This window comes from Peptostreptococcus sp., assembly GCF_036639115.1.
GTDB lineage: Bacteria > Bacillota > Clostridia > Peptostreptococcales > Peptostreptococcaceae > Peptostreptococcus.
This window is the reverse complement of the sequence record NZ_JAVWJH010000005.1, coordinates 100,221-113,704: the sequence shown is the minus strand read 5'-3', so window position 1 is coordinate 113,704 and position 13,484 is coordinate 100,221. Positions and strand designations below refer to the sequence as shown.

At 31.9% G+C, this 13,484-nt stretch carries 9 protein-coding genes; 1 reads left to right on the top strand and 8 read right to left on the bottom strand.

All coding sequences use genetic code 11. The features are described from left to right. Positions 1-2 precede the first annotated feature (2 nt). The 8 genes from RR561_RS07430 to RR561_RS07395 form a co-directional block, all read right to left on the bottom strand. On the bottom strand, positions 3-425 hold the full coding sequence (locus tag RR561_RS07430; protein WP_332507021.1) for a Mini-ribonuclease 3: 423 nt from the start codon (positions 423-425) through the stop codon (positions 3-5). Beyond that, positions 410-1,813: a cysteine--tRNA ligase gene (gene cysS / locus RR561_RS07425; protein WP_332507019.1), complete on the bottom strand. Its 1,404-nt coding sequence runs from the start codon at positions 1,811-1,813 to the stop codon at positions 410-412. Before cysS ends, RR561_RS07430 begins: the two co-directional genes overlap by 16 nt. 97 nt (positions 1,814-1,910) lie before the next feature. Then, entirely contained in the window at positions 1,911-2,372 is a 462-nt protein-coding gene (locus RR561_RS07420; RefSeq protein ID WP_332507017.1) for an S-ribosylhomocysteine lyase, read from the bottom strand. 15 nt (positions 2,373-2,387) lie between these two features. After that, positions 2,388-4,859: a cell wall-binding repeat-containing protein gene (locus RR561_RS07415; RefSeq protein WP_332507016.1), complete on the bottom strand. Its 2,472-nt coding sequence runs from the start codon at positions 4,857-4,859 to the stop codon at positions 2,388-2,390. 609 nt (positions 4,860-5,468) lie between these two features. Beyond that, positions 5,469-6,812, bottom strand: a complete 1,344-nt coding sequence (locus RR561_RS07410; protein WP_332507014.1) for an APC family permease — start codon at positions 6,810-6,812, stop codon at positions 5,469-5,471. Between the two features lie 842 nt (positions 6,813-7,654). Beyond that, a complete protein-coding gene (preA, locus tag RR561_RS07405; RefSeq protein WP_332507012.1) occupies positions 7,655-8,908 on the bottom strand; it encodes an NAD-dependent dihydropyrimidine dehydrogenase subunit PreA in 1,254 nt (417 codons plus the stop codon). Position 8,909: 1 nt separating this feature from the next. Then, complete coding sequence (locus tag RR561_RS07400) at positions 8,910-10,139, bottom strand: FAD-dependent oxidoreductase (RefSeq protein ID WP_332507010.1); 1,230 nt, start codon at positions 10,137-10,139, stop codon at positions 8,910-8,912. Between the two features lie 633 nt (positions 10,140-10,772). After that, positions 10,773-11,309: a DUF1097 domain-containing protein gene (locus RR561_RS07395; protein WP_332507009.1), complete on the bottom strand. Its 537-nt coding sequence runs from the start codon at positions 11,307-11,309 to the stop codon at positions 10,773-10,775. A 553-nt stretch (positions 11,310-11,862) separates the two neighbouring features. Here RR561_RS07395 and RR561_RS07390 point away from each other — a divergent pair. After that, entirely contained in the window at positions 11,863-13,440 is a 1,578-nt protein-coding gene (locus RR561_RS07390; RefSeq protein ID WP_332507007.1) for a sigma-54 interaction domain-containing protein, read from the top strand. The last annotated feature ends 44 nt before the right edge of the window (positions 13,441-13,484 follow it).

Below are 13,484 nucleotides of genomic sequence, written 5' to 3'. Positions count from 1 at the left end.
CCTTATCTATTTTCTATTACATCTATACTTTTTTTTATTACATATTCCAAGCGTTCATCATCTCCATCCAAGTAAAGATAGCCTATTACCGCTTCAAATCCAGTTGAATGTCTATAATCTACTATACTTGCATTTTTTGCACTTGTATTTTTTTTATGATTTCTTCCTCTTTTAAAGACATTTTCTTCCTCTTGAGTAAGAATTTCTTCTATCCCCTTGATTGCCTTTGATTGAGCTGATGCATTTACATACTTTATAGCCAGCTTATGAAGATCATTTATTTTTAAAAATATGTTCTTTCTTATAAGGTATTCCCTTATATATGATTCATATACCGTATCTCCAAGATAAGCAAGAGTAAGAGGCGATATTCTCGCCAGCTCCTCTTTGCTGATATCTTTATACTTAATTATATTCTCTTCCATTTTACTCCCTGTCTGGTATCTTCTATTGATATTCCCATACCTGTCAACTCTTCTCTAATTTCATCTGCTAGTGAAAAGTCTTTATTCTTTTTAGCATCTGCTCTTTTGGCTATCAATTCTTCTACCTTTTCAGTTAGTTCATCATCTTTTTCTGTAGACTCTTGTGCTATATTCAACACTCCTGTAAGTTCACTGAACATATCTAGGTTCTTTTGAACAAATTCTTTAGAAGATCCTTCTTGTATATTTGTATTCATAAACTTAGCAAGTTCAAATATTGAACTTATTGCGTCTGCTGTATTTAAATCATCATCCATTGCTTCAATAAACTTATCTCTATATGAGTTCAACTGATTTACTAATTCTTTTTCTGAATCGTTTAGCTTACTTTCTTCTAGCTTTCCTAAGATGAATTCTGCTCTATCTCTGGCGTTTGTAAGTCTTTCAAGACCTGCCTTAGACTGATCTAGTATAGTATCGCTAAAGTTTACTGGATTTCTATAATGAGTTGATAGTAAGAAAAATCTTACCAAGTCTAGATTATATTTTTCTCCAATTTCTCTTACTGTAAAGAAATTACCTAAAGACTTGCTCATTTTTTCTCCATCGACATTTATATACCCATTGTGCATCCAATACTTTGCAAACATCTTTCCACTGCAGCTCTCACTTTGGGCGATTTCATTTTCATGGTGAGGGAACTGTAGATCCTGTCCACCTGCATGTATATCTATAGTTTCTCCAAGGTATCTCTTTGACATAACAGAACACTCTATATGCCATCCTGGTCTGCCTTCTCCCCAAGGACTCTTCCATCCTGGTTCTCCTTCTTTCTTTGCTTTCCAAAGAACAAAATCAAGCGGATCTTCTTTCTTTTTGTCTATATCTATTCTGGCTCCCAACTCTAACTCTTCTATATTCTGGTGAGATAGCTTTCCATATTCAGGGAACTTTCTAGTTCTAAACAACACATCACCTTCAGATTCATAAGCATATCCCTTTTCTATCAAAGTCTTTATAAATTCAATTATATACTTGATGTTATCTGTAACCTGAGGATGAACTGTAGCTCTTTTGATTCCCAAAGCATCACAGTCTTTAAAGTATTCTTCTATGTATTTTTGTGCCACTTCTTCAGGAGATATCCCTTCTTCATGGCTTCTCTTTATTATTTTATCATCAACATCTGTGAAGTTTTGAATATATGTAACTTCATATCCTTTATATTCAAAATACCTTCTCAATGTATCAAATACTGCAAAAGGTCTAGCATTTCCTAGATGTATATAGTTGTATACAGTTGGCCCGCACACATACATTTTTACTTTTCCAGGTTCAAGTGGTACAAATTCTTCTTTTTGTCTCGTCATTGTATTATATATTTTCATATACAACCCCTCCAGTTTTTTTGATTTAGATATTAAGATGTTTATATCACTAACAATAGCAATATAAACATCTTAATTTATATATTATTTTATTATTTTATTTATCTCCATAAATATTCAAAGAAAATCCTTTTTCAAGAACATATTTCGTATATTTCTTAGCCCCTTCCAAAGATAAATCTCTGTAGTTACCACATTCTTCTTCTGTAGCTGCAGGCATTTCTTCAGACTTTAGAACCATTTCCAGTGCCTTTTCTAGACCATTTTTCACATATGAAGGTTCTACATCCCCCCACATAATTAAATAGTAGCCTGTTCTACAGCCCATAGGAGATAGATCTATTACTCCATCCATAGTCTCCCTTAAATAAGTAGCTAATAAGTGTTCTAGACCATGTATAGCATCTGTTTCAAACACTTCTTTGTTTGGCTGTAAAAATCTCAAGTCAAACTTTGTTACTTTGTCTCCACTTTGACCATCTAGCACGCAACACTTTCTAACATATGGTGCCTTTACCTTGGTATGATCCAACACAAAACTTTCTACTTTTGTTTCCATTTTTAATCCTTCTTTCTATTTTGCTGAATTTATAAGTAGTAATTCAGTCGTAGCCATACTATTCATACCGCCACCTACCTGAGTTACATTTTTAATATTTTTACCTCTTAGGACATCTAGCTGAGCATTTGTCAATTTCCCATGTGTCAATACTATTGGTGACTTAACATTTGCCGCATATGCTCCTATAGCAAGACCATCTATCAACATATCTTGGTTGTTATATCCATCTTTTGCTACAAAGGCATATTCTAAATTCTTATTAGGATAGAATTTTTCTATTATCTTAGCATTGGTGTCATTTCTATTTGATCCACTAATTCTGCTTACATTTTTAAAATCTTTTTCAACAGATTCTGGAACAGATTGTTTTCCACCTATAATATATGTATTTTTAACTGAGCTTGCATCTTTAAGACCTTCAGGAACTTTTACCTGTCCAGTATTATTACTTAATAAAATAGGTATCGTCTTCTCGCCTGCAACTGATGAGAAACTTATCGCATCGGCAAGTCCCTTATCTCCATTTGCTACTGCCACAGATTTTATATCATCATGCTCTTTCATTACTTCTTCTGCAATTTTTTCACTTGTTTCATATCTATTGCTTCCATATATTCTTTCTATTTTGATACCTTTTTTCTTTAGTTGATTTTCTACTGCTGGTGACACTGAAGTTTCACCACCTATAATAGTAACCGTCTTTGCATTTAAGTCCTCTATCTTCTTCATTACATTTGCATTTACACTATCTTTGTTTGTAAGAAGAACAGGTGCTGACTTTAATTTGGCTAACGGAGTAGCAGTTAGTGCATCAGCAATAGCTGATCCATTAACTAAAAATACATTATCTGACTTTTTCCATCCGTGATCTGCTATTTTAACTGCAGTATCATATCTGTTTGACCCAGATAGTTCTTTTCCACCCTCTACAGGCTTTGTTATTCCCTTTATTACTGCATTTGCAGGTGAGTATCCAGGAATTGTATTTAGATCTATCAATTGATTATTCTTTAGTACATATGTTTCTCCAAGACCTGCTTTAGCAACAAACATATTAAAGTTTGAAACATTTTTTTCAAGCCCTATACTGGATTTTTTATTGTTGCTTCTATTATCTATTCTAACAGCCAGCGATCCCTTTCCAGTTGGAAGTGGGAAGTTTGAAATATCTTCCGTAATGTATCCTGAGAAAGGCACCTTACCAGACTTTAAAAACATTCTTGAATTATAATTTAACTTTCCATTTTCTTCTGGAACAAAATATAATTCATAGTAAGCACCTACACTATCAGTAGCAAACATTACTCCTTGTAACGCTTCATTTTTTCCAAAATCGAATCTATTCACTGCTGTTATTACATTATCGTTAAGTGTAGAAGACATTGAATACTCATGCTGATACAACTTTTGTCCCTTATCCTTCTGTACTCTTCCTATTGCATAGTTATCTGTAAATGAAAGGATTGTTTTATCCTCGTATGAAATCCAGAAATATCCACCCTCTGAATTATAATTACCCCAACTATTTTTTACAAGCCAAGCTCCATTTGATTTTGGCTTAGAAGAACCGCTGTCGAACTTATCTTTTGAATAATTATCATCCCAACCTACTATTGCTATGGCATGATTTTGACCAAGTGACTCATCACAGTAAAAAGATGTCTCATCTTTACTTGTGTAGTATTTATTATTGTAGTAGCCTGACATTACTGCACCATATTGTGCTATTGCATTTTTCACAGAGGCACGATCAGTCGCTACATTTACTATATCCATTACCTGAAAATCTATCAATGGTGCTGAATCATAGTTTGATGGTTTCTTTGCTCCCTGCTGAGTAGTTTGCTTCCCATTATAAGGAAGATCTTTTTCCAGCTTAGGTCCCATCCATGATGTGAAATAACCTACAGATGTTTCATTTGTAGAGCCTGACTCATCACCTATATTCCAATTATAAGTACCATCTTTTGCCCACCATCTCATGTGTTCTTCAGATAAGTCAAAATCACCATATCCATTTCTTTTTAAATAGCTTTCCAAAGTTGCATTACCTGCAAAAGACCAACAAATACCTAACTTTTCCTGATTTCTCATGCCTGTAGTGTATCCTAATATTCTAGGATCATACTTTGAAGCAGCTGCATCACCTATTAAATTTTTCTTATTGCTCGAATTTCTAACAGTCGTTCCATCAAAATCTACTGATGATACTCCTATAGTCTCATTCTCAATACTTTCATTATTGTTTTCTGTATTTGAATTCTCCTGAGAATCCTGGCTTTCTACAGATTCTATAGTTTCTGAATCTTCATATGACTCATCATGTGGTGAATCAATTGATTCATAGCTATAGACTTCATTGTCACTTCTTGTCTGCTCTGCATTTGAGTATACTGAAGATACTCCTGTTGACAGCATTACCGATACAAGAATTGTACAAATAACCTTACTTACCTTACCTTTTTTATGCTTGTTATATATCATTACTTACACCTCATAGCAATATAAAATGCTTCCAGTTGAAACATTACTGCAGCAAAGTTGCTGCCTTCTTGACCTCAATTGCAGCAAAGCACTGCAAACACTCGCTTTTAGTGAGAAAACCAACTCTAAAAAATTGCAAAATTCCACATATACATAATACCACTAAACATCAATATATTCAACTCAATGATAGCTAAATAGCCGTTTATAAATATATTTTGCCTTCTATATGAATTTTTGGGTTTTGATACCTATTATATATCAAAAACCCAAGATTTAACTAAACTTTTACAATTTTTTTTATTTTTTTTGAGATTATCAAACTTATACCTATATACATATTCATATATTTCTACACTTTACATAGCTTGCAAATGCTTCCATACTTTACAAACATTTCTATAATATTATATCAAATTATTTTCTCACAATCAAAATATATTGTTAAGTCAAATATTCGTTATTCTAATTGTTTTTTCTTTCTTCCTTATATATACCCCAATAATCTCCATAAAACACCAATCAGCTTGTATCGATTGACACAAGCTGATGAATGTTTACTTAGTTAATAAAAAATATTTTAATATAATAATTTAATAGCCTTTTTGACTATTTATTTCCATTTTCAATTTTTTTTCTTTTCAAAGAAGCATTATATATAGGAACACCACAAAGTAGTATTATTATACTTCCTATTGACATTGCTGTACTTGTTATCAACTGTATTGACAATACAAATACTCCTCCTGCTATTGCAACAATTGGAATGAATGGATATAGAGGAACTTTAAACTTAAATTTAGAAACATCACTTAATTTTCTATTTTTAAAGACTCCTAAGAATGTTAAAACTATAAATATCCATATAGAGAATATCGCAACATCAGATAGTAAATTAAACTGTCCACTTAGAGCAAATATTGCAGAAATTACACACATTAACAATATGGAATTTTTAGGTGCAGAATGTTTATTTAGCTCCAAAAGTTTATCACTTTTTGGCAATATATTTTCTTCTGCTAGTGCATATAGGACTCTAGAACCTGTAAAGCTAAAGGCACTTGCACATCCAAATACTGATATCATTATACCTATTCCTATTATGCTTCCTGCTGAATTACCAAATAGTTCTGTTGCAACTGCCAAACCAGGTGATGGAGAATTTGCAAGAGTTGATGCTGGAAGTACCTTCAAGTATGCAACATTTATTGCTAGATATATAAATAATACTATACCTATTCCTCCTACCATAGCCTTAGATAGATCTTTTGATGGATCTTTCATTTCACCTGCTAGTGCACATACATTTATCCAACCATCAAATACAAAGAATACTGCCAATAGTACCTGACCACCTGCCACTACAGGGTTGATTCCTTCTCCTACAAAAGGTGTTGTAATTGAGTTTCCTCCCCCACCAATTGCAAGTCCTGCTACGATTATAATTGCTAAAACAGCCATTTTGCTGACTGTTGCCACATTTCCAATATAGGCACTCTTTTTTCCACCCAACATATGAGTAAAACATAAAACAGCTACCATTATCAGTGTCATAGGTATTTTCATCCATTCTAATCCAGATAGTATTACGAATTGCTCTGAGAATACAACTGCTAGTGCTGCTATCATTCCTGGAAAGTATAAAAATACTTGAACCCAGCCTGCTAAAAAGCTAAGTCTATCCCCGTATAATTCACGGATATAAACAATCATTCCACCTGTTTTAGGTATTGAAACAGCAAGTTCTGAAACAGTAAGTGCACCACATATAGTAATCACGCCTGCTATCACCCAGCAAAGCATCCCAAGTCCAGGTGCTCCTCCTGTAGCAGTATATATTGCCTGAGGTTTGAAGAACACACCACCACCGATTAGAGATCCTACTACTGTTAATATTGCAGAAACTAAACCTACGGATTTGGTTAAGTTTTTTGTCTCATTTTCATTTATCATTTTTAATCTCCAATACTAAGCTAATTTTTTATAATAAATTCATTACTTTCATTTTAATATTTTCATTTATATTGATTTTAATATAAAGATATTTTTAAAAAGTATGCCTTTAATATTACTAAAAATCCTAATATTTCAAGAATTGACTTTCAGTTGAGAATTTTCTAATACAAGTAGAGATATTTCTTTCTTTACCATTCAATTTTTGATACTCTACAGTTATCAAATTTTAATTCTTAAGCTTTCGAATATTTAACTTTATTTTTCAGACTAAAATTATCTTCCTTTACAATAAAATTTCGTAATCCCTACTCGCTTAGATAAATCTGTAGAAACAAATATCACTATAAAATTTATACAACTAATAAATATAGAACAATTCACTTCCCTCTAGAATAATCGCCATCATCCAATCGAAATTATAGTATCGATTTCCTATGATTTTAGATTTTTACCACTATTTGATACAAGTGGCAAATACTTTTCTTATCTTTAAATATTTATTAAATTGCAGAAATATTTCACTCAGTATTTTTATTTAGTAAATATCATATTTCTAACCTCTGTACATATAACTTCTGTACACAAAATTTCTTTAAACAATATGATTTTAAGCTCGATTTTTAATTGGGTTTTTCTATTCTTAAAATCTCATATACCTTAATATTTTTTTTAATTTTATAAGCTAAAATTATTATTTACCATTCTACAATAGCATTGCTATACTAAGTTATTTTGCTATAATTTATGTTTAATTTTGTTTTAGAAAATTCAAAAAGCAATCTTTCCTATAACTTTATATTTATTAGGATGGGCTTAAAGCCCATCCTAATCTTTATTTTTTATTCATAATTATGTTTCATTACTATATCGTGCTTTTCTCTACCTTCTTTAAATTTAACTTCTCCTGGCAATATACAGTCAAGAACAGGACATACATTTAGACATAGATGACATCCTACACAGTTGTCATTTATTATTGGTTTTCTATTATCCTTGTCCCAATCTATTGCCTGATGAGCTGCATCGAAGCAAGATACATAACATCTTCCACAACCTACACACTTATCTTCATCAATTGATGGAATAATCTTGAATGATCTATCAAGATCTTCAGCTGGAATAATATTTGGTAGTGCAAGTCCTATCATATCTTCTAGCTTTTCAAATCCATATTCATCCATAAAGTGAGATAGACCACTGATCATATCTTCAACTATTCTATATCCATATTGCATAACTGAAGTTGTTACCTGAAGATTTCCTGAACCAACTAGTAAAAATTCTACAACATCTTTCCAAGTTTCAATTCCACCTATACCAGTAATTGGAATATCCTTTAGTTCTGGATGCTGCTTTAACTGAGTAATAAATCTAAGCGCTATTGGCTTTACTGCAGCTCCTGAATACCCTGATATTGATGACTTTGCATTTACTACTGGCATAGCTGTCATATTTTCAACATCTATATTAGTGATTGCCTTTATAGTGTTTATTGCTGCAATACCCTTTGCTCCACCTTTTACTGCTGCCATCGCAGGAACTTCCATATTACCTATGTTTGGTGTCATTTTTGCAACAACTGGTAGATGAGTAGATTCTACTACTGCTCTAGTGTATTTTTCAACTAGTTCAGGATTCTGGCCTACATCTGAACCCATAGCGTGACTAGTCATCTGAGGACATGAGAAGTTACATTCTATAATATCTGCTCCTGCTTCAGTTACCTTCTTTGCTAAAATTCTCCACTCTTCTTCATCACTTCCCATAATACTTACAGCCATTACCTTTGTTGGGAACTCTTCTTTAAGTCTCTTAATGTATTCAAGATTTAGCTCTAGAGGCTTATCTGATATCTGTTCCATATTCTTAAATCCAGTCCATACTGTGCTTTCCTTAGATGTTATATCAAATCTAGGTGAACACTCGTCTGGTATAAATATACCTAATGTTTTATAATATACTCCACCCCAACCAGCTTCAAAAGCCTTCTTTATCATTTCATAGTTACTACATACTGGTGAAGATGATAAAAAGAATGGGTTCTCGCATTTAACGCCAAGAAAGTCTATTGAAAGATCTTTTACTAAAGTCATATTATTTTGCCTCCTTTATTTTTAAATAGTCAATAATTTCATCTGCTGATACTTTTCCGTCTGCCACAGCTTGAACTACAGTTAGTCCACCATTTATGATATCTCCATTAATAAACGCACCTTCTGCTAATTCTATCTCTTTGTAATCATCGCTTGCCTTTTGTCCTATGGCAAATACTACTGTATCTGCTTTTTTAACCATTTCAGATACATTATCCCATGATTTAAACATCATTTTTACTACATTTCCTTCATCGTCAGAAATTATTTCTTCAGGAGCAAATTTTGTAATCATTGGTATTCCCATGTCCTGAACATACTTTATTTCGTCTATGTAGGCTGGTGCTTCTTCTATAGTTCTTCTATATACTATTGCTACATTTGCACCTAACTGCTTTGATGTAGATGCACAGTCCATAGCAACATCTCCGCCACCTATTACTAGTATGTCTTCTCCTATGTCAAACTTTCCATTATTTTCTCTAGCTATCTTTAAAAAGTCCTGTGCAGAATATACACCCTTAGCATCTATTCCCTTTATATTTGGCATTGCATTGCTCCAAAGACCAACACCTACAAATACTGCGTCAAAATCTTGAAGTAGTTTTTCTACCCCATCTTTTCCATCTATTCTAGTGTTTAACTTAAACTCAACACCTACTTTTTTTACCTGATCTATATCATGATCAACCACTTCTTGAGGAAGTCTTGATGGAGTTATTCCATATGTAAGTATCCCTCCTGGTTGGTCAAACTGTTCAAATATAGTTACATCTACACCTTCTAATGCTAGCTTTGTAGCACATGCAAGAGATGCTGGTCCAGAACCTATACAAGCAACCTTTTTACCTGTATTGAAATCTGGCTTTTTAAGCACATTCATATCAGCTTCTTTTTCACAATCAATAGCAAATTTTTGAAGCTTTCCTATCTGTATTGGCTTATCAATTCCTGTTCTTGCACATTCTTTTTCACATAAATTTCCATATGGACAGACAAGTGAACAAGATCCACCAAGGATATTATTTTCTCTTATTGTTTCTGCTGCTCCCTTGAAGTTTTTAAATCTTATAGAGCGTATAAACTTTCCTGGGTCAGTTCCTGCTGGACATCCCTGTGAACATGGCGCATCTTCACATAGAAGACATCTAGATGCTTCCTCCATCGCCGTTCTTATGTTGAAATCTTTTTCTGGTTTTTCTCCGTATTTTACTTTTTTTACCTGACTCATACTCTCGACCTCCTATTTACTTTCGTAATCATCTTACCTACAATCGATTTCTATATGCTCAACAATAAGCCATAAGAAACCCCCACCTACCACATATTAGCTATATATCAAATTTGCTTTTATACATACAATCTTTACTATCTTTTTGAAGACTTTTATATTATTCTAGCTTCATAAGTTTTTAGTTAAATAAATCATAGTTACAAACAAATCTTATATCTTAAATTACAAATCATTTAATAACTTATAATTCATTTTAAAGCCACTAGTATATTGTCATCTATAATATTTTTTAAGATGTTATTTACTAATTTAATAACTCTTTTTCCTTGCTTCTGAGATATAGTTTTCTCTATCCTTTATAATCGTAATAGCGTTTTCCAAAAATACAACTATATTATTTTAATATGACCTATTCCTCATTTGAATCTTTTAGCTATTGATACATCACTTTAACACTATGCTACAACAAGCATTTAAATAGGCTTGTACTTCAAAAACAAATCTAGAAGCATAAACTTTAAATTTTTATGGTACTACAATATACTTTTAGTTTTTTATTACATTTGCCTTTAAATTTTTACAATTACTCAAATATACTATTTCGCTTGGCTCAAAGTTTTTGTAATAATATTAATCCTGAATGATATGTTCCTGAGTAATATCCTCCTGAACAGTATCTTCTTGCTTACCAAATACTTTGAACAATAAATTTCCACCTTTATCACAACAAAGTGCCAATATTGATCCGCTTAGTATTGACAATACATGTGGAAGTAAGGCTGCGCTAAAAATATTTACACCAGTTGATACGTATGCAAATGTTGAAAAACAACCTATAAAGGCACCTGGTATAAACCATAATGGCTTTACTGCTGATTTTAAGCACATTGTTCCTGATATGATACCTGTCATTAATATTGCAACCACTGGTATCCCTGGAAATTTACCCGATATAAATAAAGCTATTAAAGCTGATACTACTCCTGACATTGTGGAAAAAATTGCCGCTGACATTCCCTCTATTCCATGCTTACCTGAAGCAAAATACGCTGTACATCCAGCAAAACCTGCCCAAGTAATCAACCCTAGAGATGGAACTGCAGCAATTGCGGCCCACACACCGCAAAAAAAACCCGTTGATAGTGACAATGCTAAAAGAAAACTCATTGAACGTCCTCCTTAAGGAACTATATACATATTAATCAAATCAAATTCAGAACTTAAACCTCAATTTTTTCTTTAAAGCATATTAATCAAATCAAACAAGAATTTATAATTTCAATTTTCTATTCTTGCAATTACATATTGCAAACCCCATGCCAATTTTATAAAAAATATTTTTTTCAACAAACTTTTCTTCAAGCTGTTGAATTTTGTTGCCTTGCAGACATTTTGGCTGTAACTATATTTTTTTTGTTTATAACAGATTTTTATGCTATTTTTCAGAAACTTCAAATTGTTTTAAGTCTTTTTTGATTTATTTTTATCAAATAAAATCGCATTTAAGTCTTTTTTGACTCAGTGAAATTTCGAACGAATTTTTTGAAAATTCCGAAGTAATCTTAATTTTTATATTTATATGCTTGTTTTTATGTTAAAAAATGCATTTTTTTGTTAAATTAACCAATAGAATTAACATACATTTCAGAAAGTTATGTTATAATATAATTCATAATTGACTTATATTTATCTATCAATTTATATTTTATGGGGGATTAAAATGACTATTGATATAAACGGTATACCAAGTATGCCAATAATTATTGCTAATAAAAACAAAAAAATACTAGATTATAACTTTTTTTCAGAAATGTTTTTTCAAAATTTAAAAAAAGTACGATATATGGATCAACTCGATTTTCAAGATAAAAAATTAATGCAGATACCATTAAAAGATTTCGACGCCTATATATTTTGCGATGATAATCTTTCAGATGGATTTTTCAAAACGATTATAGATAATTCTTATGACGAAATCTTTGTTGCGGATGGCAATGGTATCGCCATCTATTGCAATGATATGTTTGAAAATAACTACGGGGTCAATCGTGGTGAGCTAATAGGTAAGCATGTAAATTATGTAGTTGAAAACAATTACGTAGATATTCTATTGTTTGATGATGTTGTAAAAAGCAAAAAAACTATTACCTATAAACAAAAGACCATAACAGGAAGAACTATATTAAATACCTCTTCTCCAATACTAGATAATGAGGGTAATGTTAGTTATGTAGTTGAAAATTGTAGAGATATCACTGAAAATGAACTATTATACAATGCTCTAAACCATACAAAAGAGCGTTTAAAGAAAGAAGAAGAATTTGTAAATAACGATGACTCGAAAAATAGTTTCAATATATTCAAAAGTAAAGTTATGAATGAAATTATTCTTAGAGCTAATAGATTTGCAGGCAAGGATGTAAATATATTGATTACAGGAGCTTCAGGAACAGGAAAGACCTCTCTTGCCAAGTACCTACATAATGTAAGTCCTCGTTCGAAGAAACCTTTTGTCAATATCAACTGTACCACTATTCCAGAAAATCTTATGGAATCAGAACTTTTTGGATACACTAAGGGTGCATTTACAGGTGCACTTACAACTGGCAAAAAAGGTCTTGTTGAACAAGCAGAAGGTGGAACTCTTTTTTTAGATGAAATTGGAGAAATACCAATAAACCTACAGGGAAAACTGTTGGAGTTGGTTCAAGAAAAGGAATATTTAGAAATTGGTGGCACGAAAAAAAAGACTGCTGATATAAGAATTATAACAGCAACAAATAGATCCTTAGAAGAGCTTGTAAAAAATGGGCAGTTTAGAGAGGATTTGTACTATAGATTGAATGTTGTACAGATGAATATGCCTTCTTTGGACGGAAGGGAACAAGATATTGAAGTTCTAACACATCATTTTATTAGATTTTTCAACAAAAAGTACAATGTAAGTGTATCCATCTCAGATTCAGTGATACCCTACATAAAAAATTACTCTTGGCCTGGAAATATTAGAGAGCTAGAGCATCTTATGGAATACCTCGTACTAAATGCTCAAAACTACTCAATAGAAATAGGTGATTTACCAAAAAATATAATTTCAGCGACAGAGGATCTTGAAAATTTTAAATTAAATATAGAATTTGAAAAAGGACTCAGTTACAAGGACCTAATGGATCAGGCTGAAAGTGACATAGTCAATCTATATCACAAAAAATATAATTCTTCATACAAGTTGGCAGAAGCCCTGAAAATTTCTCAAAGTACTGCAAATAGATTGATTAAAAAACATTGTAGGGATTAAAAATAATAATAAAATAGAAAAATATGATTTATATTATCACTTTA

Excerpts from the sequence above, each read along its gene's own strand:
- RR561_RS07430 (WP_332507021.1), bottom strand. The coding sequence starts at position 425 with ATGGAAGAGAATATAATTAAGTATAAAGATATCAGCAAAGAGGAGCTG.
- cysS (WP_332507019.1), bottom strand. The coding sequence starts at position 1,813 with ATGAAAATATATAATACAATGACGAGACAAAAAGAAGAATTTGTACCA.
- RR561_RS07420 (WP_332507017.1), bottom strand. The coding sequence starts at position 2,372 with ATGGAAACAAAAGTAGAAAGTTTTGTGTTGGATCATACCAAGGTAAAG.
- RR561_RS07415 (WP_332507016.1), bottom strand. The coding sequence starts at position 4,859 with ATGATATATAACAAGCATAAAAAAGGTAAGGTAAGTAAGGTTATTTGT.
- RR561_RS07410 (WP_332507014.1), bottom strand. The coding sequence starts at position 6,812 with ATGATAAATGAAAATGAGACAAAAAACTTAACCAAATCCGTAGGTTTA.
- preA (WP_332507012.1), bottom strand. The coding sequence starts at position 8,908 with ATGACTTTAGTAAAAGATCTTTCAATAGACTTTCTTGGCGTTAAATGC.
- RR561_RS07400 (WP_332507010.1), bottom strand. The coding sequence starts at position 10,139 with ATGAGTCAGGTAAAAAAAGTAAAATACGGAGAAAAACCAGAAAAAGAT.
- RR561_RS07395 (WP_332507009.1), bottom strand. The coding sequence starts at position 11,309 with ATGAGTTTTCTTTTAGCATTGTCACTATCAACGGGTTTTTTTTGCGGT.
- RR561_RS07390 (WP_332507007.1), top strand. The coding sequence starts at position 11,863 with ATGACTATTGATATAAACGGTATACCAAGTATGCCAATAATTATTGCT.